Here is a 25,392-nt window from a genome sequence, read left to right on the forward strand (position 1 = left end):
ATTGTGATCGGTCCCGGCACACCCGGCCAACGATCGCCGCGACGTCACCGTCGCCCACCGGGTCCGCCAGGCTCCGCAGTGCTCAGCCGAGCCGCCAGGCTGGGCAGCGCTCAGCCGAGCCGCCAGGCTCCGCAGCACGTCGCCGGGCCGCCAGGCTGGGCAGCACGTCGCCGGGCCGTCCGCGGTGTGCCGGGGCACCGGAACGGGCATCATGGGCGCCATGCTGCCGATCGAGTTCGGGCCACGGGTCTGCGGTCACCTGGACACGGGCGTCGACCGGGAGTGGCTGGTCCCGGACGGCCTGGGCGGGTACGCGATGGGCACGGTCAGCGGGCTGCGCACCCGGCGGTACCACGGGTTGCTGATGGTGGCCGGGGAGACCCCGGCGGCCCGCCGGCTCGGGCTGGTCAGCCTGGACCCCGAGCTGATCCTGCCCTCCGGCGCGGTGGTCCGGCTCGGCGCGCACGAGTGGCGCTCCGGCGCCGTCGACCCGACCGGCTTCGCGCTGCTGGAACGCTTCGACCTGGTCGACGGGCTGCCGCGCTGGCGGTGGCGGATCGGTGACCTGGTGCTGGAGCGCGAGCTGGCGATGAGGTACGGCCGGTCCTGTCTGGCGGTCCGGCACCGGCTGGTCGCCGGCGGCCCGGCCCGGCTCAGCCTGGCCGCCGTGGTGACCTGGCGGGACGGCCACGGCGAGCGGCGCTCGGACGGGCCCGCGCCGAGAATCGCGCCGGTGGCCGGCGGCGCGGTGGTCGAGGAGGCGTTCCGGCTGGCCGGGCCGGGCTGGTCGGCCGAGGGCCACTGGTGGCACGGGGTGCACCATCGGGAGGAGGCTGCCCGGGGACTCGCCCCGGACGAGGACCTCTGGTGTGCGGGCCGGTTCGGCGGGGCGCTCGACCGGCCCGGGGAGAGCGTCTCGGTGCTCGCCTGGGCCGGGGACCTGGCCGAGGAGCCGCCGCCGGCCGACGAGCTGATCGAGGCGGCCCGGCGGCGCAACCGCCGGGTGGTGGCGACCGGGCGGCCGGCGGACGGGGTGGCGGCGAGGCTCACCCTGGCCGCCGACGCGTTCGTGGTCCGCACCGGCAGCGGGCCGGACGTGGTGGCCGGCTACCCGTGGTTCGGCGCCTGGTCCCGGGACACCATGATCGCCTACGAGGGGCTGTTCCTCGGCACCGGTCGGGCGGACGAGGGCCGGGAGCTGCTCCGGGCGTACGCGGGGACGCTCTCCGAGGGCATGCTGGCGAACACCGCCGACACCGGGCGGGTGGAGTACAACACCGTGGACGGGACGCTGTGGTTCCTGCACGCGGTGGCCCGGCACGTGGCGGTCGCCGGGGACACCGACCTCGGCGCCGAGCTGCTGCCGGCACTGCGCGCGGTGGTCGAGCACCACCTGCGGGGCACCCGGTACGGCATCGTGGCGGATCCGACCGACGGGCTGCTCACCCAGGACAGCCCCGGGGCGGCACTGACCTGGATGGACGCCCGGGTCGACGGCGAACCGGTGACCCGGCGGGCGGGCAAGCCGGTCGAGGTGAACGCACTCTGGGTCAACGGGCTCGCGGCGGTCACCGAACTGGCCGGGCTGCTCGGCCAGGACGCCGGGTCGGCCCGGGTCGCGCACGCCAGGGCCCGGGCGGCGTTCCGGCGCCGCTTCCCGGCGCCGAACGGCTGGCTGTACGACGTGCTCGACGCCCCGCCGCCGGGCGATCCGGATGCCGCCGACGGCCGGCGGCACGACGACCTGCTCCGACCCAACCAACTCCTCGGCTGGTCGCTGCCGTACGCGCCGCTCGACCCGGATCCGGTGGTGCTGCGGCGGATCGGCGCGGCCCTGCTCACCCCGCTCGGCCCGCGCAGCCTCGCGCCGGACAGCCCCGGCTACCGACCACGGCACCGGGGCGGCCCGGCCGAGCGGGACTCCGGCTACCACCAGGGCACCGTCTGGCCCTGGCTGACCGGCCCGTACGCCGACGCCTGTCGTCGAGCCGGACTGCCGGTGGCGGGGTTGTTCACCGGGCTGGCGGCGCACCTGCCCGAGTACGGCCTGGGCTCGGTGAGCGAGACCGCCGACGCCGAACCGCCGCACGGGGCCACCGGGGCACCGTTCCAGGCCTGGTCGGTGGCGGAACTCCTTCGGGTACGGCGGGACTGACCGAGCGGCGTTACCGGCCCGAGCGGCCCCGCCTTCGCCGGTTTCCCGGCAGCGGCGGCCCCGGCTGCTGATCCGGCGCCGGTCCGGCGACACGCCGGGGTCCCCGCGTCAGCACCGCTTGTCCCGGGCCGCCGCACCGTCCGGAGTACCCGTTCGCGGGTCGGCGGCGCACCCGGGCTGACCTGGCCGAAAACCCGAAGCAGACCCGCGTTTGACCGCACCGGAGCGAGCCGGTGAAGTAGACCGTGACGTGGCTGACACCAATGTGGATCAAACGGTGATTGCCTCGTGATCCCCGGTTTGGCACAGTGTCGCCAGCCGTATGGGATGTACCCCGGGGAGGATGCACAACGATGATGGGACCATCCCATGCGCTGTCCGGCGCCGCGGTCTGGTTGGCCGGATCCTGGGGACTGGACTACTTCGCCGGCTACGAGCAGTCGCCGCTGGCGATCGCGGTCGGTACGGCGGTCTGCGCGGGCGGGGCACTCTTTCCCGACCTCGACATGTCCGGCAAGGTCACGAAGAACCAGGGCGGTGCGACCGTCGCCCGGACCTTCGGCGTGGTCTCGCTCTTCTTCGCCGAGGTGATGGAGAAGATTTCCCTCGGTGTCTACCACGCGACGAAGCTGAGCAAGGATCCGCACCGGAACAACGGCCACCGTACGCTGACCCACACCCTGCCGTTCACCGTCCTGGTCGGCTGGGGTACCACCGCGCTCTGCACCGCCTACGGCAAGTGGGCGGTGATCGGCATCCTCTTCTTCATGATCGGTCTGGCGTTGCGCGGTCTCTTCGACGAGTGGGCGAAGCGGGCCGGCTGGGTGATCGTGACCCTGGTGTCGCTGGCGGCGGCCTACTTCACCTTCCTGCACCTGCCCGGTGACCGGGGCTATCCGATGCTCGGGCTGGCGGTCGGGGTCGGCTGCTTCGTACACATCATGGGCGACATCATCACCAGCAACGGGGTGCCGATCCTCTGGCCTATCCCGATCAAGCGTCGGATGTGGATGATGATCGGCATCCCGAACAAGATCGCCGTCAAGGTGGGCGGCAAGGTGGAGACGGTCGTGCTGCGTGGCGCCTTCACGGTGATCTCGATTCTCTCCGCGGTCGGCCTGGTCGCCCCCTCCGTACTCCGGCGCTTCAACATCGAGGTCTGACCCCGGCGGTAGCCCGCCGGGGTCAGACGGCGACCCGCTGGGCCGGCACCGGGACGGTCAGCCCCCAGGCGGCGAGCAGTTCCGGAGTGTTCGCCCGGCTGCCGTCCGCCACCGTGTCACAGGCGATGTCGACGATCTCGTCCTTGTGCGCCATCAGGTACGGACGGGCGCCGACGTCGGCGTTCGCCAACGCGGCGATCCCGGCCCAGTGCCGGCGGCCGAAGAGCATGGGATAGCCGCGCAACCCGTCGTAGGTGGCGCAGACCAGGGCATCCGGGTAGGGCAGCGCCGCCACCCGGCGTACCGCCGCCTCGGTCAGTCCCGGCATGTCCACCGGAACCACCACCACCGCCTCGATCCGCCGGTCCGGTACGGCGTCCAGGCCGAGCCGGATCGACGAGCCGATCCCGGTACCCCAGGAGCGGTTGACCACCACCGTCGCTCCGGTGAGGTCGGCGGTGGCCCGTACCTGTTCGGCCGCGGCTCCGAGGACCACGACCAGTGGCCCGCAGCCCGCCGCACGCATCGTGTCGAGCACCTGGTTCACCAGGGGTCGCTCCCCCTGGTGCAGCAACGCCTCCGGGCCGCCGATCCGGCGTCCCCCGCCCGCGGCGATGATCATTCCTGCGATCCGACTCAGCACTGTCACCTTCCGCCCGTCGCGCGACCCCCGCCGCGCGCACAACGGTCCCAACGATCGGACGCCACCCAGGTATCGGCACTAATCGGACCATTTCGCAACTATGCCGCATTTGCATAAGAGTCCACCACCGAGACGTCGAGCGGGAACCGCACCGGAGTCTCGCCGAAGAGCAGCCGCCCGGCCTGCGTCGCCGCCTCGTGCACCAGGGCGGTCACCTGGGCGGCCAGCTCCGCCGGGCAGTGCACCAGCACCTCGTCGTGCTGGAAGAAGACCAGCTCGGGCCGGCCCGCCCCCGGCCCGTCGCCGAGCCCGGCCAACCCGTTGCGCAGCCCGGCGAGCAGGGTCAGCGCCCACTCCGCCGCCGTCGCCTGGACGACGAAGTTGCGGGTGAACCGGCCCCGGGCCCGAGCGGCGGCCCGGGCCCGGGGACCGAACGGGTCGATGCCGGCCGACTCCACCACCGGCCCCTCCCCCTCCTCCGACTCCCGCACCGAGACCGAGGCGGGTGGACAGGTCCGCCCCAGCCAGGACCGGACCAGCCCGCCGCCCTCGCCGGCCCGAGCCGCCGCCTCGACGTACTCGAAGGCGGTCGGATAGCTGCGCCGCAACACCGCCAGCGCCGGGATCGCCTCGCCGCCGGTCTGGCCGTACATCGCACCGAGCAGGGCCAGCTTGGCCCGGGCCCGGTCACCGCCGAAGCTCTCCCGGGCCAGCGCCGTGTAGAGGTCACCCGCACCACCGGCGGCGGCCAGCCGGGCGTCCCCGGAGATCGCCGCCAGCACCCTCGGCTCCAACTGGCCCGCGTCGGCGACCACGAACCGCCAGCCGGGATCGGCCAGCACCGCCCGCCGGATCACCTTCGGGATCTGCAACGCGCCGCCGCCCCGGGTCGCCCACCGCCCGGAGACCACGCCGGCCGGCACGTATTCCGGACGGAACCGGCCGTCCCGGACCCAGGCGTCCCGCCAGGCCCAGCCGTGCGCCGTCCATATCCGGTAGAGCTCCTTGTATTCGAGGAGCAGCGGAACCGCCGGATGGTCGACCCCGCGCAGCACCCAGGCCCGGGTGCTGGGCAGGTCGTGGCCGGCCCGGGCGAAGGCCCGGAGCAGCTCGGCGGGCGACTCGGCGTGCAGTTGGCGTACCCCGAAGGCGGCGGCGATCCGCGCGGACAGCTCGGCCAGCCGGCGCGGCGGCCCGCCCACCGGCGACGGCTCGCCGAGCAGGTCGACCAGGAGCGCGTCGTGCACGTCGGCCCGCCACGGCAGCCCCGTCGCGCTCATCTCGGCGGCGATCAGCGCCCCCGCCGACTCGGCCGCGACCAGCAGCCGGAACCGCCCGGGATGCGGCGCCGCCGCGATCCGGGCCTGCTGGTCGGCGTAGACCCGGACCAGCGCGTCGAGGCCGAGCGGCGGCGGCCCGGAGACCACCTCGAAGAGTGCGGCCTGCGCCGCTCCGGGCGGCGCGGCGGCCCGGGGCGGCGGATCGGCCGGCACCGGCGCGCCGGTCAGCCGGGCCCACGCGGCGGCCAGGCCGCGCGGCTCTCCCCAGCGCCCGTCCCGGCCGAGCAGCAGCGCCTCGGTCAGCTCGACGTCGTGGCAGCGCTCCACCCGGTGCCCCTGGCGCAGCAGCCCGGGATAGATCGCGGCGGTGGAGGCCCAGACCCAGCGGGGCGGATCCCCCTGAACCTGGGCGGCCTCCCGGCCGGCGACCGCCGCGCCGAGGTCGGCGACCCGCTCGGCCGGTCCGGCGGGGCGGCCGTCCGGATGCAACGGCTGGAGCAAACCCCCCTCGCCGTCCTCGTCCCGGACCACCGCCACCAGCACGACGCCGATTCTGCCCGCACCGACCGACATCCCCCGACGACCGCCACCCGCAGCCGGGCAGCCCCGCCGAGCGGTACTGTCTTCTCCTGGTCAGATCGCCCGTCGGTGCCATCGTGTCGCCCAGATACAACCGCACCTCGTTGGAACCGGGCGAGCTGGGATGCACGACCGGCCTGTTCGAGTCACCGCCACACTGACCGGGTGCGGGCTGCCCCAGGCCCGCAGTTGTTCGCGGTCGGCGTACCGGGTGGGGTGGTGCCCGGCCGGCGGAACATCGAGGGTGTACTGATGGATGCCGCTTTCGTCCTCGTACACAGTCCGTCGGTCGGGCCACTGACCTGGGCACCGACCGCGCAGCTTCTCGAAGGCTCCGGAGCGGTGGTCATCGTGCCGTCGCTCGTCGGCGTCGCGGATGCGCGGCCGCCGTTCTGGCGGTCTGTCGCCGGGACGGTCAGCGCGGCGATCGACCGGTTACCGCCGAACCAACCCGCCGTGATCGTGACGCACAGCAACGCCGGCCTGTTCGTGCCGGTACTCGTCGAGGCGACCAGTCGGCGGGTCGCCGGCTGCCTGTTCGTCGACGCGGCACTGCCGCTACCTGCCGGGCCGACGCCTGTCGCGCCACCTGAGCTGCTGGACTTCCTACGCCCGAAAGCGATCGGTGGCCGGCTGCCGCCGTGGACGACGTGGTGGGACGAATCCGACGTCGCACCGATGTTCCCGGACACGCGGACGCGCGACGCCGTCTCGGCCGAACAGCCTCGGCTCCCGCTGAGCTACTACGAGGAACTCCTGCCCAACCCGCCCGGCTGGGAGAGCCGGCCGTGCGGCTATCTGCTGTTCGGCCCACCCTACGAGCGCGTCGCCGACGACGCGAGGCAACGAGGCTGGGCCGTCGACCACGTTCCGGGCAGGCATCTGCACCAACTGGTGGAGCCACGCACCGTGACCGACCGCATCATCGCCATGACCGACGAATGGCGACGGTCCGGGCACTGACGCCCCCACCGTCCCGGCGGACACGGGTCCGTTACACGGCCCCGGACAGGTACTCCCGGCGTCGCCGCGGTTCGAACTTCTCGATCGCGTACCGCAGCATGACCCGGGGCATGACCCGGTAATGCAGGGTCAGGAACTCCTCGGCCGCCGCTCTGTCGCGGTTGCCCACCTCGCGCAGCATCCAGCCCACCGCCTTGTGCACGAGGTCGTGCGGGTCGTGCAGCAACCGTTCGCCGAGCCGGAAGGTCCAGTGGAAGTCTCCGGCCCGGACGAAGGCGAAGGTCGCCATGACGGCGATCCGCCGCTCCCAGACCATGCTCGACCCGGCCAACCGGTCCAGTACGCTCCGGTCCCTGTCGATCAGCCAGGGCCCGACGATGTACGGCGCGGACGAGTCGACCAGGTCCCAGTTGTTGATGTGCCCGGTGTTGGCCAGGGTGAGGTCGAAGATCCGGCCCCGCTCCGCCTCGTCCCCCTTGGCGAACTTCCGCACCAGGATGAGGAGTGCGGTCAGCCGCTCCTCGTGCACGCCGCTGGTCAGCAGCTTCGTCGTCTCGGCCAGGGAGAGCTCGCGCCAGTACCGGCCGGCCACCCTGCGCTGTTCCGGCACGGTGACGCCGATGGCCCGGTCGCCCTCGCCGTAGCCGCCCGGAACCATCTGGAGGAACCGGCTCAGCTGCGCCGCCCGGCGCGGGTCGGCGAGGCTGGCGAGTTCGTCACGGACGTCGGCGGAGCTGGCCACGACTGTGCAACCTACCGCGACCGCCGCGGCGCGCCGGTGCCGCTCGCGTGCGGTCGGCGCGCCGAGCGACGCGGCACGCTGCGGCGTTACGCGGACTCGCCGACGAAAAGACAGACATTCGTCACCGTGACTGATATAGATCGACGCCTTGTAAGGCGGGATTACCACCACTTAGCGTGGATGAGTGATCACTGCTGCACGGGCACGTTGATCCATGCGGGTCGAGGTCCGATTACTGGGTGCTGTACAGGTGTTCGGCGACGGTCGGCTCGCGGCCCTCGGTGCGGCGAAGCGCCGGAGCATGCTCGCCGGGCTGGCATTGGAGGCCAACCGTTCGGTGTCGCTCGCCCGACTCTCCGAGATGGTCTGGGCGGAGCCGCCGCCACGCTCGGCGATCGCGAACCTGCGGAGCCATGCCGCGGCGCTGCGCCGGATCGTCGGCGACCGTCTGGTGGCCGAGCGCGGCGGGTACCGGTTGCGCCTGGAGCCTGGTGAGCTGGACGTCGACGACTTCCGGCGGTTGGCCGGGACGGGCCGGGACGCGCTCATGGCGGGCGACCCCCACCTGGCGGCACCCCGCCTCACCGCAGCGCTTCGGCTCTGGCGGGGTCGAGCCGGCGAGGGACTGCCCGTCGGTACGACCATCGACGCCCGGCTGACCAGCCTCGACGAGCAGCGCCTACACGTCATCGAGGACCTGGGAGAGGCACGACTACGGCAGGGCCGGCACATCGAGGTCGTCCCGGTACTACGCCAACACGTACACGGCCATCCGCTGCGGGAGCGGGCCTGGGGCCAGTTGATGCTCGCCCTCTACCGTGGTGGGGACGCCGCGGCGGCGCTGGGTGCGTACCACGAGGCTCGGACGGTGCTGGGCGAGCAACTCGGGGTGGAACCCGGCCCGGAGCTGACCCAGCTGTACCGGGCGGTGCTCAACCGGGCACCGACGCTGGACCCGCCGGGCGACCGGACCGCGATCGCGCTTGCCGGGAGGGAGTCTCGGCAGTACTCCGGCGCGCCACGGGAGCTGCCGCCGGACGGGGTGCAGTTGGTCGGCCGGAGCGCCGAGGTCGCCGAGCTGGTCGCGGCCGTACGGGCGGCGGGACGGTTACCCACCACCGTGCTGGTCTCCGGCCCGGGCGGCAGCGGAAGGTCCGCACTGGTGGTCCGGGCCGCACACCTGCTGGCCGCCGACTTCCCCGACGGCCAGGTCTACCTGGACCTACGTCGGTCCTCGGCTACGGCCGGAGCCGTGCTGCCGGTGGAGGTGGTGGCGAGGGTACTCCGGGCGCTCGCCATGGCCCCCGACCCGGCCGACGGGCTCGACGAGCTGACCGGCCGCTACCGGTCCGTTCTGGCCCGGCGTCGGGTACTGGTCGTGGTCGACGACGTCGAGCACGCCGCTCAGGTACGTCCGCTGGTGCCGGCCGAACCGGGCTGCGCGGTCTTCGTCACCTGTCGACGCCGGCTGCACACCCTGAACTGTGTACGACACGTCTCGCTGGACCCGCTCGCCCCGCCAGACGCGTACGCGCTGCTCGCCAGCCTCGTAGGGGTGGCGCGACTCGACGCCGAACCTGAGGCCAGCGCCGAGCTGGTGCGGTTGTGCGCCGGGCTGCCGCTGGCGTTGCGGGTGGCCGGAGCACGGCTCGCCAGCCGACCCGAGTGGCCGGTCGCGCTCCTGGCCGAGCAGCTCGGTGACGAGCGGCGCCGGCTCGACGTGCTGAGGTACGAGGACCTGTCGGTCCGGGACAGCGTCGCCGCCGGCTACCAGGCGGCACATGCGGCCGACGAGCTGACCGGGCAGGTCTTCCGACTGCTCGGCGAGCTGCCCTCCCCGGTGTCGCCCGAGCAGGTCGCGGCACGGCTGGGCGTGTCGGTATCCCGGGCCTGGGCGGCGTTGGAAGGTCTGGTCGACGCGCAGTTGACCCACCCAGAGGCGCGGCGCGGCTACCGTCCGCTGCCGTTCGTTGCCGAGTACGCCATGGAGTTGGCAGCCCAGCCGGTGGCAGCGGTGCCGTCGGCCGACCGGGTCGATACCGCCCGATAAGTATCTCGACGATAGCGGCAAATATATCTCTGTCCCCTATCTTCGACCCCACGTGTCTACGTCGGTGCTGAGGGTGATGGCTGATGGGGAAGCTGCGCGGGGTGCTGGCCACCGTTCTGTTACTGGCCCTGGTGGTCACGCTCGGCGGGGTGGAGGCCCTGCCAACCCGGGAACCGACGCCGAGCGGGGCCGCTGGCGGCGAGCGCAACGACGGCGGGTGGCTGTCCCGGTTGGGTGAGGCGGCGCGGGGCCTGGTCGGTGCCGCTGGGCCGCGCCGCGAGCGGTCGGAGCCGGTAAGTCCGGGGTTGGCGGTGGATCAGGCGACACCGGCTGGCCGGGTGGTGAAGCCGGCGAAGCGGGTACGGGAGTTGACCGGCCGGCGGTCGGCGACGACGCGGTTCTTCGAGATGTCGGATGGGCGGGTCCAGGCGGAGGTGTCGACCGGCGCCCGGTTCTACCGGGACGCCTCGGGTCGGTTCCTGCCGATCGACACGACGGTCCGATCGGTCGGTGCTGCCGGGTACGCGAACACGAGTAACACCTTCGCCAGCCGGTTCGGGGTACGCAGCGACGACCTGGTCCGGTTCGAGTTGGGCGGTGAACGGGTTCGACTGGGGCTGGCCGGTGCCGGGCGCAAGGTCACGCCCACCGCCGAGGGGGACACGGTCACCTACCGGGATCTGGTCGACGGGGTCGACGTCTCCTATGAGGTGCTCGGGGATGCGCTGAAGGAGTCGATCATCCTGAAGCGCGCCTCGGCGGCCACGTCGGTGACGTTCCGGCTGGATCCGGGACGGTTGTCGGTGTCCCAGCGGGACGACCAGGCGATCGAGTTCCGGGACCCGGACAGCGGGCAGGTGCTGCTGGTGATGCCGGCGCCGTTCATGTTCGACTCCCGGGACGACGCGGAATCGCCGTACGGGAAGGCCTGGAGCGACCGGGTCACCCAGCGGTTGGACACCTCCGGTCCGGTGCCGACGCTGACCGTTGCCGCCGATCCGGCGTGGCTGGCCGACCCGGCCCGGGTCTTTCCGGTGACGGTGGACCCGACGATCAAGATCCAGCCGACGACGACACAGTCGGCGGACGCGATGATCACGTCGGACGATCCGACCGGCAACTTCGACGGCAACTGGCGGCTCTCGGTGGGGACCACGACATCGTCCCGGGCGCGCAGCCTGGTCAGGTTCAACCTCGCCGGTATCCCGCTGAACACGGCGATCGACTCGGCGTCGTTGGAGATGTACTTCGACCAGGACCACACCACCGGCGGCTACGACGTGCCGTTGGAGGCGCGGCAGGTGACGGCGCCGTGGTCGGAGTCGACGGTGACCTGGAACTCGATCAACGCGAGCATGGGCGCCGGGGCGGCGACCGTGGTCACGGTCGACGACACCGACACGGCGAAGACGGCGGTCAGTGGGGACTGGCCGGCGTCGGCCAACACCGACTACACCCGGTACGCCGTCAACGGCACCTACAGGTACAACAAGAACTCCGTCTCTGGTGAGACGTTCACCTGGATTCCGACCCTGCCGGAGGCCGGGACGTACACCGTGGACGCGCACCACGTGACCGCGTCGGACCGGTCGACCGCGGCGCCGTACCGGGTCGTGCACACGGGCGGGACCACGTCGAAGACGGTGAACCAGCAGGTCCCGGGGGTCGCGGACTGGGCCACCCTGGGGACGTACCCGTTCGCCGCCGGCACGACCGGTCGGGTGGTCTTGGGTGATGCCGGGGTGTCCGGTTCGGTGGCGGTGATCGCGGACGCGGTGCGGTTCACCAAGGCCGGCGCGGTGAAGAAGGCCGGCGAGTCGAGTGTGTGGCACCGGTTCCCGGTGACCAACGTGGTCCAGTCGTGGCTGACCGGCACCGCGAACCACGGGTTCATGCTCAAGGCGGCGAACGAGGCGATCCTGGGCCGGGGCGGTCCGCGCTACGAGGCGGCGGAGTACGCCTACAACGGCGAGAACGAGAACACCCCTAAGTTGATCATCAACTACGGCCGACCGGGGGTGTCCCTGGATGCGCCGACGACGATCCACGCCACCGGCGCGGAGTTGGACTGGTCGGCGTACTCCGGCAGCGACATCGTCGAGTACCAGGTGCACCGCAGCGTGTTCCAGACCTTCACCCCGTCGGCGGCGACGCTGGTGGCGCCGGTGTCCAAGACGGCGACGAGCTTCCGCGACACCACGGCGACCCCGACCCCGGTGGACTCCACCGACCCGTTCGGGCAGGTCTACTACTACATGGTCGCGGTGAAGGCCAACGACGGGGCGGTGATCCCGGCACCGACCCAGATCGCCCGGCTGCCCCGGGCGGGGCGGATCGTGCGGGTGTTGCAGGGCGACGCCACTGACACCACGTTGACCTCGGCCCAGCCGTCGAGCGGGCACGACGTGCTGGCCGGCAAGCCGTGGCTGATGGTGGGCAATGACTCCACCACCTACGGCACGGCCCGGACGGTCGTCCGGTTCCCGGGTGTGTCCTCCATTCCCGCAAACGCCCGGATCCTCGGGGCCGAGTTCGAGCTGTGGTCGGCGACCACCCCGACCACCGGGGGTGCGACCTACCAGGTGCACGCGCTCACCCGAGGGTTCGACGAGGCGAGCGGCTCCTGGGACGACGCCGCCACCGGAACGCCATGGGTGGCCGAGGGTGGGGACTACGATCCGGCGGTACCGGACACGGTCACCGGGGTCACCAACGACCCGGCGTGGCGGAGCTGGTACGTCGAGGACGTCACGCAGCGCTGGGTGTCCGGCACGACGCCCAACCACGGTCTGTTGGTGCGGCTGGCGGACGAGACCGGCCCGGCCGAGCGGATGCTCTTCCTGTCCAGTGAGGCGGCTGAGCCGCAGCTGCGACCGAAGCTGGTGGTCACGTACACCGTGCCGACCACGGAGCAGACCTACCACGCGCCGGAGACGCCGCAGCAGATGGCGCCCGGCAGCGCCTACACGGTGCCGGTGACGGTGTCGAACCCGACCACCGGCACCTGGTCGGCGGCGGACTGGGAGCTGTCGTACCGGTGGGCCCGGGCCGACGGCCTCCCGCTCGACGACCCGGCCAGCCAGGCCGTGACCCCGTTGGGCCGGGACGTCACCGCGGGGGACGCCGTAACGGTGTCGGCGCAGGTGAGAACGCCGTCGTCGAGCACGGAGGGGAACAAGCGCACCGACTACGTCCTGAAGTGGGAACTGCACAACAAAGCCACCGACGAGTGGTTGTCGGCTGTCGCGCCGATCACCTCGCTGAACCAGACGGTGGCGGTGGCGGAGCCGACCTCCGACCAGCTCGGCCTGGAGAAGTTCTACTCGTACGCGCAGCAGGAAACCGGTGCCGGCGGCACCCTGCGGAACAACCTGTACGCCGGCAACACCGTCTGGTCGTACGACGCGTTCAGCAACCCGTCCCGAGGGCTCTCGACGTTCGTGCGGTTGGCGTACAACTCCCTCGACACCTCCGACACGGTGGCCGGGTACGGCTGGTCGTTACAGGCGTCGTCGCTGATGCGGCTCGGTACGCCGCTGGACTTCCACCCCAACCCCAACCCTAGGACGGTGACGCTGACCGACGGCGACGGTACGAGTCACTGGTTCACCTGGAACGACGATGCGCAGGAGTGGGTGAGCCCGAAGGGCGTGCACCTCTACCTGCAACGGTTGGTGGCCTGCGGCAACAAGACGGAGGAGTCCCGGGCCTGGCAGTTGACTCGGCCGGACCGGACGAGGTTCTTCTACGACTGCGACGGCTACCTGTCGGCGGTGGTGGACAACAACCTCAACGAGACGTCGTTCACCTACGAGGAGCGGAGGTCGAGCAACAAGCCGACCAAGTTCCTCAGGTATCTGACCGACCCGTCCGGTCGGCGGACGCTGACCGTCGACTACTACGCGAAGGGTCAGACGTACGACTACATCGACGACACGACCTGGACGCGGCGGTCGGCCTCGAACCTGACGAACCCGCACATCATCGACCACGTCTCGCGGATCACCGACATCTCCGGACGGCGGTTGACGTTCACCTACACCGACAAGGGGCTGCTGGGTGAGCTGGTCGACGGTGCCGGGTCGAACAATGGTGATCCCAAGCTGTTCAGGTTCGCCTACGACATGACCCAGGGGAACAAGAACGTCAAGCTGGTCAAGGTCACCGACCCGCGCGGCAACGCGACGAACCTGGCGTACTACTCGCCGCCACAGGACGACCCGAAGTTCCACTGGCGGACGAGGACGTACACCGACCGGCTCGGGCATCCGACCCAGTTCGCGTACACCGATCCGGACGGGCCGCAGGGCGACACCATCCACACCACGGTGACCGACGCCGAGAACCACCCGACCAACTGGCAGATGGACGGCTACGGCCGGCCGGTCCAGACCACGGACGCGAAGCAGCAGGTCACCAAGCTGGGCTGGGACGACGACCACAACGTGGTCCGGAGGGAGGAGGCGAACGGCGCCGTCTCCACCTGGCGGTACGACCAGAAGACCGGTTACCCCCTCGAAGTCAGGGACGCCGAGGCGGTCCGGAACGGCACCCCCGGCACCACGTTGGGCTACCAGTCCCAGTTGAACGGCTACGTCGCGGACCTGGTCAGCAAGACCAGCCCAGAGGGTCGCCGGTGGACGTTCGGCTACCAGACCGACGGCGATCTCGCCTGGGTGGTCGACCCGTTCGGCAACACCACCGCGGATCCGGAGGACTACAAGACGTCGTACACCTACGACGACTGGGGGCAGGAGCTGACCGCGACGGACGCCAACGGCAACACCACGCGGCACGACGACTTCGACGCCAACGGCTACCCGCGGATCATCACCGACGCGCTCGACAAGCGCACCACCTTCGAGTACGACGAGCGCGGCCAGGTGCTCACGGTCACCGACGCGCTGGGCAAGACGACCACCCAGACGTACGACACCTTCGGTCGGCCGCTGGAGAAGCGGGTACCGAAGAAGCAGGACGAGGGTGAGTTCATCGTCACTCCCGCCCCGGTTTACGACCCGAACGACAACGTGGTCGAGTCGACCTCGCCGAACGCGGCGGTGTCGAGGGCGGTCTACAACGCCGGCGACGAGCTCGTCGAGTCGTACGCCCCGGTCGACAAGGCCGGTGACCCAGAACGGAAGACCTCGTTCACGTACGACAGGGCCGGCAACCTGATCACCACCACCGAGCCGAAGGGCAATCTGACGCCGGAAGAGGGCGACTTCGTCACCACCAACACCTACGACGAGATCTACCAGCGCACCAGCGTGACCAACGCCGAGGGGCACCGGATCAGCTACGAGTACGACAACGTCGGCAACGTGGTCACGGTGATCGACCCTCGGAAGAACGCCACGCCGGAGACCACCGACTACACCACCAGGTACGCCTACGACCTGGCCCGTAGGGTCACCCGGACCACCGACGCGCTGGGCAAGTTCACCACCAGCACGTACGACCGGGACGGCCTGGTCACGGCCACCACCGATGAACTCGGCAACACCACCACCACGGTGCTGGACCCGCGCGGCATGCCGGCAGAGGTCAGGGTGCCGCACGAGACGGTCGGCGGCGTCACCACCTATCGGACCACCCAGTACCGCTACGACGAGGCCGGCAACCGAACGAAGGTGATCAGCCCCCGAGGAGTGGCGACCACCGACGACCCGAACGACTTCGCCACGGTCACCGTCTACGACGAACTGAACCGGGTGAAGGAGACCCATACCGCGTACGACGAGGACGACCCCCGCTACACGACGGCGGACCGGACCATCTACAGCTACGACGACGTGGGCCGGTTGACGACCCTGTCCGCACCGCCGTCGTCCGGCGAGTCGGTGCGCAACGACACCACCTACACGTACTTCGACAACGGCTGGGCCGAGACCTCGACGGATTCGTGGGACATCCTGACCGAGTACGAGTACAACGAGCTCGGGGCGCAGACCGCCCGTACCGTCATCTCGGCGGGCGGATCGTCGAGCCGGACGATGACCTGGACGTACCACCCGGACGGCAAGCTGCGGTCCCGGGCCGACGACGGCGTGCCGGTCGGTAGCCAGGTGGTGCTGGTCGACAACTCCGACTTCAACAACACCGGTACGACCGGTGCCTGGACGACGGTGACCGATCCGGCGACCGGCAGGTACGGCCACAACTACCAGACGCGTCCGGCCGGCAGCGGCGTCAACAGCTTCGACTGGCGGCTCAACGTGCCACAGGACGGCACGTACGAGGTGTTCGTCCGCTACCCGCGGGTCTCCGGTGCGGCGAGCAACGCCCGCTACACCGTTACCCACGCGAACGGCAGCGCGGCACGGACGATCGACCAGACGACCAACGGTGGCGCCTGGGTGTCGCTCGGCTCCTACTCCTTCAGCGAGGGCGCCGACAAGTTGGTGAGCCTCTCCGACCAGGCGACCGGCACCGTGGTCGCGGACGCGGTCAAGCTGGTCCGGAACAACGCCGGCGAGCCGGACCACGAGAAGCAGGACTACACCTACGGGTACGACCCGAACGGCAACCTGACCAAGATCAACGATGCCAGTCCCGGGGCGCGGGTCGACGAGTACACGGTCGAGTACACCGGGTTGAACCAGGTCGACGCCGTCCGCGAGTTCCGAGCCGGCGAACTGCGCAACACCACCGAGTTCAGGTACAACGAGAACAACGCCCCCGTGTCGATCACCCACGACCGACAGCACGCCGCCTACACCTACGACCCGCGGGACCTGATCTCCACGATCGCCAACGGCGCCTCGGCGGGTGACCCGGACCCGAAGGTCACCAGCTACACCTACACCGACCGGGGTGAGCGGCTGACCGAGGTCAAGGGGAACGGCAACACGGTCGACTACACGTACTACCTGGACGGCCTGGTGCACACACAGACGGAGAAAAGGTCGAACGGTACCCTCGTCGCCGACCACATGCTCGACTACGACCTCAACGGCAACCGCGTCAGTGACGTAGCCAAGAAGATGAACGCCGACAACCACGCGGCGTACCTGAGCACCACGTCGGTCTACACCTACGATCCACGGGACCGGGTCGCGTCGTTGACCAGGACCGGTGACGGTGCTGGCACCGAGACGTACGTGCACGACGCGAACAACAACGTCATCTCCCAGAGGGTCATGGGTGTGGCGTCGACGTTCAACTACGACCGGAACCGTCTACTCAGCACCACCACGGGCCCGGCCACGTCGCGCTACAACTACGACGCCTTCGGTCGGCTCGACACCATCACCTCCGGTGACCAGACGGTGCAGCGCAACATCTACGACGGCTTCGACCACATCGTCGAGAACCGGACGCAGACCTCGACGACGAGGTACACCTTCGACCCGATGGATCGAACCACCACGACGACCACCGACGCGGGAACCGCGCAGGAGAAGACGGTCACCTTCCACTACCTCGGGCTCTCCGGCGAGGTCCTCGACGAGGAGGTCGCCGGGGAGATCGAGAAGTCGTACCAGTACTCGCCGTGGGGCGAACGACTCTCGCAGATCACGTACCGCAGCGACGGCGGCGAGGAGCGCGGTTACTACGGGTACAACGCGCACTCCGACGTCGAGATCCTGACCGACGAGGCCGGCAACACCAGGGCCACCTACGGCTACACCGCCTACGGGAGCGACGACGAGGCGCAGTTCACCGGTGTGGACAAGCCCGATCCGACCGACCCCGACAAACAGCCCTACAACTCGTACCGGTACAACGCCAAGCGGGTCAACGCCAACTCCGACACGTACGACATGGGCTTCCGCGACTACGCACCCAGCCTCAACCGGTTCCTGACCCGGGACAGTTACAACGGCGCCCTTGCCGACCTGCGACTCGGAATCGACCCCTGGAACGCCAACCGTTACGCCTTCGCCGGCGGCAATCCCATCTCCCTCGTCGAGAACGACGGCCACGACTCCTGTAGCTGGAACCCGATGAGCTGGGGTGACTGTGCCGCGGACGCCGGAGACTGGATCGGGGACACCGCAAGCGACGCAGGGGACTGGATCGGGGACACCGCCAGCGACGTCGGAGACTGGATCGGAGACACCGCAAGCGACGTCGGAAACTGGATCAAGGACACGGCCAGCGACGTCGGAAACTGGATCAAGGACACCGCCAGCGACATCGGAAACTGGATCGACGAGAAAGCGACCGCGGCTTGGGAGGCGACGACCGCCTACGTCGCGGAGCAGTGGGACCGGTTCACGGATTGGCAGTCGGCAGTGCTCGGCGATGCGGTGGAGTGGATCGTCACCCAGACCGGCGGAGAGTGCCAGACCGTTTATGGCCTCCGGGTCTGCGAGGAGGGCTGGCTCCCGATGCATTCCCGTGGCGGGACCCAACTGGGCGACACGTTCGTCTGGGACGGCGGCACCATGGACCCGGATCTTGCCACGCACGAGAAGTTCCACCGCGACGAGCAGTGGCGGCGGTACGGTTGGATCTTCGGCGGCATGTACCTGTGGGCGGAGTTCGTAGACCGGAACAAGCCGTGCAACAGGTACGAGGAGGCCGCCGAGCAGGCCTCGAACGGTGGAGGTGGCTACAATTGCTGACCCAACGGCAATGGCTGATGGCTCCCCTGCTCGCGGTGGCGGCCCTACTCGCCTCCGGGTGTGAGTACGTGGCCCCCAGTGACGACATCTACGAGATCGGCGTGGCGCGGATAGGCGACGAACTTCACGTCTTCGCGCCACTCTGCGACGACGAACGGATCGCGAGCGTCGAGGCCATCGACAACACGGCGGCTGCCAAGGAGTCGACCTTCGACCGGGAATCGACCAGATTCACGTACTGGAAGGTGGCGGAGCCGACCGACGATCGTGCCGCGCGGGGTTGGATCGTGGTTGGCGACGACGCCGGCTATCAGAAGGTGAGCGTCCCCGCCGGCTCCGCCATGGAGTTACCGGAGACGCTCGCCGTCATGTTTCGGATCAACGATCCCGAGGCCGGCCATTCGGTCGGGGGCGCTTTCGAGGTAGGCAGGGTACCGACCTATCCGGCTGGCACGGATCCGGAGACCGTGAAGTACGGCTACAATCTCGGCGCGAAGAATGAGGAGCGGCTGACGGCCTCAGAGATCAGTGACCGCTCCAAATGCGCGCTTGACTACTACCGATCCTGATTCTCCTGTCACGTCCAACGGGTCAGGGGCTACTTCAGGGCGCCGGCGGTGAGGCCGGACTGGATCTGTCGCTGGAAGATCGCGTAGACCACGATCATCGGCAGAATCGCCATGGTCAGCGCGGCGAAGAGCCCGGACCAGTCCGCCTCGTAGCCGGCGTTGACCGAGATGTCGGCGATGCCCTGGGTGAGCACCCACTTGTCCTCGGCGTTGGAGAGCAGCACCAGCGGCAACTGGTACTGCGACCACTGCCCGATGATGTTGAAGATCCCGACGCTGATCAGTCCCGGCTTGGCCATCGGCATCATGACCTGGAAGAAGAGCCGGGTGTGCGAGCAGCCGTCGATCATGCCCGCCTCGGCCACCGAGGTCGGCAGCGTCTTGAAGAACGCGGCCAGGAAGAAGACCGTGAACGGCAGCGAGTACGCGATGTAGACCAGGACCAGCCCGGTGTGCGTGTTGAGCAGGCCGAGGTTGTCCACCACGAAGAAGAGCGGCACCAGGGCGAGGAAGACCGGGAAGGCCAGCCCGGAGACGAACAGGTAGTAGATCAGCCGGTTGCCGACGAACTTGTAGCGGGCCAGCACGTACGCGGCCATCGAGCCCAGCAGCATGGTGCCGAAGACGCCGCAGGCGACCACGATCACGCTGTTGACGAAGAACTTGCCGACCCGGGCCTGGGTCCAGGCCCGGCCCCAGTTCTCCCAGCGCAGTTCGGCGGGGAGGGTCCACGGACTGCTGAAGATCTCCGCGGTGTTCTTGAACGAGGCCAGGAAGGTCCAGAGGATCGGGACGATCACGATCACCGCCCAGACCACCAGGGCCACGTGCCCCAGGCTGGAGAGCAGTCGTACCTCGGACCTGACCCGGCGGTCGCGGCCCTTGCCGGCACCGTCGGCCGCCTTGCGTCGCACCGGTCCGGTCACCGGGCGTTCGGTCTGTGTCGTCATCTGGGGTCCCATCTAGTACTCGATGCTCTCCCGCTTGGACACCCGCAGCGTGAGCGCCGCGAAGGTGATGGTCAGGAAGAACAGCGCCACTCCCATCGCCGAGGCGTATCCGGCCCGGCCGTAGATGAACGCGTTGCGGTAGATCTCCATCGCGAGCACCGTGGTGGCGCCGTCCGGGCCGCCACTGTCGACGGAGAGCACCGCGACGATGGCGAAGGCGTCGAACGCCGCGATGCCGAGATAGACCCAGGCCACCTGGAGGGTGTCCCAGAGCAGCGGCAGGGTCACCCGGAAGAACAGCGTGATCCTGGTGGCGCCGTCGATCTCGGCGGCCTCGTAGATCTCGGTCGGGATCGACGCCATGCCGGCCGAGAAGAGGACCACGTAGAAGCCGACCGCCTGCCAGACCAGCACCCCGATGATCGACCAGAGGGCGAGGTTCGGGTTGATCAGGAAGAAGATCGGTTCGAGCCCGATCTTCGTCAGTACGCCGTTGATCAGGCCGGACTCGTCCGGCCGGTACACCATTTGGAAGAGTACGGCGATGATCGCCACCGCCAGGACCTGGGGGAAGAAGAAGACCACCCGGTAGAAGGCGGAGCCCCGGACCCCGATTCGCTGGCCGCCCTTGCTGCCGCCGCCGACGTTGAGCAGAAACGCGAAGAACAGCGCGATGGCGATGGTGATCAGCGGCAGGGCAAGCAGCAGTATCCCGTGGTGCTGGACCGCCTTCCAGAAGGCCGTGTCGTTGAACAACCGCTGGAAGTTCTCGAACCCGATCCACTCCGGCGCGCCGATCCCCCGCCAGTTCGTCATCGCGAGCTGGAACGCCTGGGCGTACGGCGCGATCACGAAGACCGAGTAGAGCGTGACCGGCAGGAAGAGAAAGCCGATCACGAACGGGTACTTGCCCTGCCGCATGATCACTCCACTCCGGTCAGTCAGCGCGAGAACTTGGCGACACTGCTGTCGTTCTTGATCGCGTCCGCGCGCTTCTGGATCCGTTCGGCCCACTGCTCGGCGCTGGCCCGGCCGAACATCAGCTCGTTGGTCGCCGTCCGGGCCTCGGTGTCCAGCTCCTTGTACCAGTTGTCGAACATCATGTTGAACACGTTCGTCCCGGCCGCCTTCAGCGCGGCCTGCGAACTGGCCACACCGGGCGGGAAGGAGTAGCCCTCGCTGCCGGCCGGAACCACGGTGGCCGCCCCGACGGTCTCGGTGAAGCCCCGGGCGCCCGCCTTGGAGAGCATCTGCCGCATGTACTCCATGCCGCCGCGCGGGTTCTTGCTCTTGGCCGAGACGAAGTAGCCCTCGCCACCGGCCGCCCGGATCGCCCCGGCCGGCAGCTTGTCTCCAGCGGTCAGGCTCGGCACCGGCATGAGCTGGTACTCGAAGCCGGCCGGCGTGTCCTTCTTCTGCTCGTTCTCCAGCCAGTCACCGCTGGGATAGAAGGCGAGCTTGTACTGGTTCTGCCGCAGCTGCACGTCGGTGTGCTTGAGGCCCTCGAAGCTCTTGTCGCCGTACTTGGCGCCGATCTCGGCCCAGGCCTTGGCGGACTGGATCACCGGCTCGGCCTTCCAGGCGTTCGGCTCCAGGTTGTCGATGTTCTTCAGCACGTCCGGACCGCCGACCTTGGCCGCCTGGGTCAGGATCACGTTCCACATGTAGTAGGCCGCGTTCGCCCCGGCGTAACCGAACGGGGTGATGCCCTTGGCCTTGATCTGGTCGCAGAGCGCGGTGAACTGCTCCCAGGTGGTCGGTACGGTCCAGCCGTTGTCCTTGAAGAGCTTGCCGGAGTACCAGATGCCGTAGACGGTCGAAACGTAGTAGAGCACGAAGGGCTTGCGGCCACCGTCCTTCGTGTTGAACATGCCCTGCTCGACGACTCCGGGGATGACGGTGTCCCGGACCTTCTTGTTCGGGTCGTCGACCGACGGCGCGTCCCACAGCTCGGTCAGGTCCTGGAGCTGGTCGTCGTTGACCAGGGCACCGAAGTCGAGGAACTTCTCGCCCGAGTTGTTGACGAACTCCGGCGGGTCACCGGCGGTGAACCGCGGCTGGAGCACCGTGGAGACCGCCTGGGTCGCCTGGTGCTTGATCTCCGCCTTCGGGAACGCCGCCTTGTAGAGCTTCTGGTGCACGTCGGTGGCGTACTTCTCGCCGTACCCACCGTTGAAGATGATCACCTCCAGCGCGGCGTCCTCCTTGACACCGAGCGGGTTGGTGGCGCTCTTCTCCCCGGTCTCCTGCTCGGTGGTGCCTCCGTCGTCACCGCCGGTGGCACAGGCACCGAGCAGCCCGGCGGCCGGGATGGTGAGCAGCCCGACGGCCGCGGCCCGGCGCAGCACCGTGCGGCGGCTGCTGCCCAGCGCCGCCGGCAGCTCAGGCCCGGTCATACTCGACGAATCAACGCGGTCCGACGTGTGGTCGGGGATTGCGGACATCTTCATCTCCTCGGTTGAGAATCGGGTCGGGCCAACCGGACGACTCCGGATGACCGGGACCTGCCAGCGGTGCGGGTTGCGCGCTCCTGCGCGGAGCGATCGGGCCGGAGGTGGCATGCGATGCCTCCGCCGGCGACGGGTCGGGGTCGGATGCGGGTCACGGGCGCGCCTCCCTGATTGCCTTGTGCCCGCCCACCGCCCGGGCCGTCCGCTGGAACGCGGCGTGGGCCCGGTCGTGGGTGCGTTGGGCGACGGCGATGTAGAGCAGGTCGAGCACGACGAGCTGCGGATGCCGGGCGGAGAGCGCGTCCGGCCGGAAGGTGGTCGCCTGGCTGGCGGTGCGCAGCACGATGTCGGCCAGTTCGGCCAGCGGGGACCGGGGGAACCCGGTCAGCGCCACGGTGACCGCGCCGTGACTGCCCGCCTCGGCGAGGGTCTCGATGGTCTCGCGGGTCTGGCCGGTGTGCGAGATGCCCAGGGCGACGTCGCCGGGGCGGAGCAGCGCGGCACCGGCCAACGCCTCGTGTACGTCGTTCCAGGCCCACGCGGCCACGCCGATGCGGTGCAGGCTGAACTGCATCTCCTCGCCGACCAGCGCGCTGCCGCTGGCGCCGAAGATGTTCACCCGGGCCGCTCCGGCGATCGCCTCGGCGGCCCGCCCGACCTCGGCCAGGTCGAGCAGCGCGGCGGTGTCGCGCATGGCCTGGGTGTCCGCCGCGATTATCTGGCCGAGCACCCGTTCCAGCGGGTCGGTCGGTTGGATCTCCCGACCGATGTCGACGGTCCAGCCGGCGGTGTGCGCCCGACCGGTCTCGGCGGCGATCCCGAGCCGCAGGTCGGCGTAACCCTCGAAGCCGAGCGCCCGGCAGAACCGGGTGACGGTGGCCGGGGACGTGCCGCTGCGCTCCGCGAGTTCGACGATGGTGGCCCGGGCGGCGGCGGCCGGGTCGCTGAGCACCTGCTCGGCCACCCGTTGCAGGGCGCCGGTGAACTCGGTGAGCCGGGACCGGACCCTGACCAGCACGCTGTCGGCCGGGGAGAGCCCGGCGGCGGCCCGGCGGTCGGGCCCGGCGTCGACCACCGCGGTCCCCGCGATGTTGTCCGACTCCGGCTCGACCATGGGCACACCCTTCGGAAAAGGAAGTTAACTGTTAGTGGTAAAAGTTCTTACTAACACCCCCCGCTTGTCAAGACGATGGGTGAAGTTTTCAAACTGTTACCTCGGCCGCCCCTGTGCCGGACTACCGGCGCTTGCCCGGAAGAGCCGTACCGAGCAGCATGGACGCCGATCGACTGGGCGCGGGAAAGGCGGTTGCCGGTCATGTCCGACGGCATAGTGGTGGGGCTCGACGTCGGCGGCACCTCAACCCGGGCCGCAGTGGTCTCGCTGGCCGGGGAACCCCTCGGCACCGGGCTGGCCGGCGGCGGCAACCCGACCACCCACGGCGCCGACCGAGCCGCCGAACAGCTCCGGCTGGCGCTGACCGACGCCCTCGCCGAGATCGATCCGGGACTGGCCTGGGCCGGCGTGATCGGGCTGGCCGGAGCCGGCCGGCTGCTCGCCGATCCGGCCGGCCGGCTGGCCTTCGAACGGGTCTGGCAGGAGGTCGGGCTGCGCTGCCGGTACGAGGTCCTCGGCGACGCCCTTGTCGCGTACGCCTCGGGCACCGCCGAGCCGGACGGCACGATCCTGATCGCCGGCACCGGGGCGATCGCCGTCGAGGTACGCGACATGACGCTGGCCCAGGTCGCCGACGGCCACGGCTGGCTGCTCGGCGACGCCGGCAGCGGCTTCTGGCTCGGTCGGGAGGCGGTCCGACGAACGCTGGCCGACCTCGACCGGCACCGGACGCCCGGCCCGCTCGGCACCCTCGTCCTCACCGAACTGCTCGGCTCGGCGGAGGTCGCCGCACGGCCCCGGGACACCGTGGACAGCCTGATCCAGACGGTGACCCGGCGCCCCCCCGTCGAACTGGCCGCACTCGCACCGCTGGTTATCCGGGCCGACCGCGAGGGCGACCCGTCCGCCGGGGCGATCCTTGCCGAGGCCGCCCGGCTGCTCGCCGCCAACGTGGAGCGGATCCGGCCCGCTGACGCGCGTACCCCGATCGTGCTCGGCGGCGGGCTGCTCACCGGGGACACCCCGCTTGCCGAGGCGGTCCGCCCGGCCCTGACCGCGCGCTGGCCGGACGCGCCGCTGCGGACCGCCGGGGACGGTGCGCTCGGCGCCGCCTGGCTGGCCGCCCGGGACCTGCCCGAGCTGACCGACCCGGCCGCACTGCACCGCCGGCTGCTCGGCCCGGCCGCCCACTGAGGTCGGTATCAGCCTGCCGCTCCGGGGCTCCTGTCGCTACTCAGGAGGGGGAGGTTGGAAGGTTCATTCGTAGTGATAGCGGCACTGCGCTATCTGCACGGTGTCATCGACGATCCGGTACACCAGGCGGTGTTCCTGATCGATTCGCCTCGACCAGAACCCAGCCCAGTTGCCGCGCAACTGCTCCGGCTTGCCGATGCCCTGGTGGCCGTTGCGTCGGATGTCCTCAATCAAGGTGTTCACTCGCTTCAGCATCTGACGATCTCGCTGCCAGCTCAGATAGTCCTCCCAGCCCCGGCCTGCGAACTGGACCTTCACGCCGCCGACGCCCCACCTGGCATGGCGTCCGGGTCGATCAGGTCACGCATCTCCCCGCCCCCGTTGCGCAACTCTTCGACGGCTTCGTTCAGACGGCGCGCGTTGGCGGGACTGGCCATCAGGTACGCCGTCTCCTTAAGCGACTCGTACTCACGCAGCGAGATGATGACGGCCGCCTCACGGCCAGAGCGGGTCACCACGATCTCCTCCGCGTCGTCCACGACGTGGTCCAGCATCCTAGCCAGGTTCTGCCGGACTTCGGAGTAGGGAACGGTACGCATGATGCCTCCCGGACGCGACGTACATAAAATTGTACAACCCTAGAGAGCGCACGTCAGGCGAGTCCCGCGCCGCCCGACGTTGGCTTACTCGCTCTCGTCGCGTTGGCTGGGCCGGTTCTCGCGGATCCACGCCTCGACGGCGTCTCGATCCCAGATCCGCATGCGGCCGTTCCCGACCGTGTCGATGGGCTCGGGGAAGCCAGGCCGTCGGACGATCTCGGTTGCCCTGGTACGTGATACCCCACCGAGCATCGCGGCGACGTCTGCCAGGGCAACCAGCCTCATGGGGCGACGGTAGGCACAAATGACCTTGCCACTTCGACACCTGCCATATTGACAGTGTCGAAGTGACAAGGGAGGCTGTTGTG

General features: G+C 69.9%; 17 protein-coding genes. 7 read left to right on the forward strand and 10 right to left on the reverse strand.

Going from position 1 to position 25,392, the window contains the following annotated elements; translation table 11 throughout:
- The first annotated feature begins 220 nt into the window (after window positions 1-220).
- Together EV371_RS01380 and EV371_RS01385 are read left to right on the forward strand one after the other, a co-directional pair.
- Window positions 221-2,155 (forward strand): glycogen debranching enzyme family protein, encoded by a 1,935-nt coding sequence (locus EV371_RS01380; protein WP_130460428.1) that lies wholly within the window; start codon window positions 221-223, stop codon window positions 2,153-2,155.
- Window positions 2,156-2,508: 353 nt separating this feature from the next.
- Window positions 2,509-3,318, forward strand: coding sequence for a metal-dependent hydrolase (locus EV371_RS01385; protein ID WP_130460429.1), 810 nt, complete (start codon window positions 2,509-2,511; stop codon window positions 3,316-3,318).
- Between the two features lie 22 nt (window positions 3,319-3,340).
- Here EV371_RS01385 and EV371_RS01390 read toward each other — a convergent pair whose 3' ends face one another.
- Both EV371_RS01390 and EV371_RS01395 read right to left on the reverse strand, forming a co-directional pair.
- Window positions 3,341-3,940, reverse strand: coding sequence for an NTP transferase domain-containing protein (locus EV371_RS01390; RefSeq protein WP_130460430.1), 600 nt, complete (start codon window positions 3,938-3,940; stop codon window positions 3,341-3,343).
- Between the two features lie 119 nt (window positions 3,941-4,059).
- Complete coding sequence (locus EV371_RS01395) at window positions 4,060-5,814, reverse strand: bifunctional 3'-5' exonuclease/DNA polymerase (protein ID WP_130460431.1); 1,755 nt, start codon at window positions 5,812-5,814, stop codon at window positions 4,060-4,062.
- 171 nt (window positions 5,815-5,985) lie between these two features.
- Here EV371_RS01395 and EV371_RS01400 point away from each other — a divergent pair, with 171 nt between their 5' ends.
- Window positions 5,986-6,783 carry an alpha/beta hydrolase gene (locus EV371_RS01400; RefSeq protein WP_486484432.1) on the forward strand — a complete coding sequence of 266 codons (798 nt, stop codon included), beginning with the start codon at window positions 5,986-5,988 and terminating at the stop codon, window positions 6,781-6,783.
- Between the two features lie 31 nt (window positions 6,784-6,814).
- On the opposite strand, the gene EV371_RS01405 is transcribed toward EV371_RS01400, so the two are convergent.
- Complete coding sequence (locus EV371_RS01405; protein ID WP_130460432.1) at window positions 6,815-7,525, reverse strand: DNA alkylation repair protein; 711 nt, start codon at window positions 7,523-7,525, stop codon at window positions 6,815-6,817.
- Window positions 7,526-7,775: 250 nt separating this feature from the next.
- Between EV371_RS01405 and EV371_RS01410 the strand changes: the two genes are divergently transcribed.
- From EV371_RS01410 to EV371_RS01420, 3 genes are all read left to right on the forward strand, one after another.
- On the forward strand, window positions 7,776-9,575 hold the full coding sequence (locus EV371_RS01410; protein WP_165436575.1) for a BTAD domain-containing putative transcriptional regulator: 1,800 nt from the start codon (window positions 7,776-7,778) through the stop codon (window positions 9,573-9,575).
- Between the two features lie 83 nt (window positions 9,576-9,658).
- Window positions 9,659-18,148 (forward strand): golvesin C-terminal-like domain-containing protein, encoded by an 8,490-nt coding sequence (locus tag EV371_RS01415; RefSeq protein WP_130460434.1) that lies wholly within the window; start codon window positions 9,659-9,661, stop codon window positions 18,146-18,148.
- Complete coding sequence (locus EV371_RS01420; protein ID WP_130460435.1) at window positions 18,142-18,717, forward strand: hypothetical protein; 576 nt, start codon at window positions 18,142-18,144, stop codon at window positions 18,715-18,717. The genes EV371_RS01415 and EV371_RS01420 overlap by 7 nt, the downstream gene beginning before the upstream one ends.
- Window positions 18,718-18,746: 29 nt before the next feature.
- On the opposite strand, the gene EV371_RS01425 is transcribed toward EV371_RS01420, so the two are convergent.
- The 4 genes from EV371_RS01425 to EV371_RS01440 all read right to left on the reverse strand — a co-directional run bounded on the left by EV371_RS01425 (window position 18,747) and on the right by EV371_RS01440 (window position 23,231).
- Complete coding sequence (locus tag EV371_RS01425) at window positions 18,747-19,667, reverse strand: ABC transporter permease subunit (RefSeq protein ID WP_130460436.1); 921 nt, start codon at window positions 19,665-19,667, stop codon at window positions 18,747-18,749.
- A gap of 12 nt (window positions 19,668-19,679) precedes the next feature.
- Window positions 19,680-20,588: an ABC transporter permease subunit gene (locus tag EV371_RS01430; protein WP_130460437.1), complete on the reverse strand. Its 909-nt coding sequence runs from the start codon at window positions 20,586-20,588 to the stop codon at window positions 19,680-19,682.
- A 20-nt stretch (window positions 20,589-20,608) separates the two neighbouring features.
- The gene (gene ngcE / locus EV371_RS01435) at window positions 20,609-22,063 is read right to left on the reverse strand and encodes an N-acetylglucosamine/diacetylchitobiose ABC transporter substrate-binding protein (RefSeq protein ID WP_130460438.1); all 1,455 of its coding nucleotides are present in this window, start codon (window positions 22,061-22,063) and stop codon (window positions 20,609-20,611) included.
- 205 nt (window positions 22,064-22,268) lie between these two features.
- The gene (locus tag EV371_RS01440; protein WP_130460439.1) at window positions 22,269-23,231 is read right to left on the reverse strand and encodes an SIS domain-containing protein; all 963 of its coding nucleotides are present in this window, start codon (window positions 23,229-23,231) and stop codon (window positions 22,269-22,271) included.
- 201 nt (window positions 23,232-23,432) lie between these two features.
- Between EV371_RS01440 and EV371_RS01445 the strand changes: the two genes are divergently transcribed.
- The gene (locus tag EV371_RS01445; RefSeq protein ID WP_130460440.1) at window positions 23,433-24,425 is read left to right on the forward strand and encodes a BadF/BadG/BcrA/BcrD ATPase family protein; all 993 of its coding nucleotides are present in this window, start codon (window positions 23,433-23,435) and stop codon (window positions 24,423-24,425) included.
- A 63-nt stretch (window positions 24,426-24,488) separates the two neighbouring features.
- Here EV371_RS01445 and EV371_RS01450 read toward each other — a convergent pair whose 3' ends face one another.
- The 3 genes from EV371_RS01450 to EV371_RS01460 form a co-directional block, all read right to left on the reverse strand.
- On the reverse strand, window positions 24,489-24,743 hold the full coding sequence (locus EV371_RS01450) for a Txe/YoeB family addiction module toxin (protein ID WP_130460441.1): 255 nt from the start codon (window positions 24,741-24,743) through the stop codon (window positions 24,489-24,491).
- The gene (locus tag EV371_RS01455) at window positions 24,740-25,024 is read right to left on the reverse strand and encodes a type II toxin-antitoxin system prevent-host-death family antitoxin (protein WP_130460442.1); all 285 of its coding nucleotides are present in this window, start codon (window positions 25,022-25,024) and stop codon (window positions 24,740-24,742) included. Before EV371_RS01455 ends, EV371_RS01450 begins: the two co-directional genes overlap by 4 nt.
- Window positions 25,025-25,108: 84 nt before the next feature.
- On the reverse strand, window positions 25,109-25,309 hold the full coding sequence (locus EV371_RS01460; protein WP_130460443.1) for a DNA-binding protein: 201 nt from the start codon (window positions 25,307-25,309) through the stop codon (window positions 25,109-25,111).
- Between the last annotated feature and the right edge of the window lie 83 nt (window positions 25,310-25,392).

The organism is Plantactinospora sp. CNZ321, assembly GCF_004217235.1.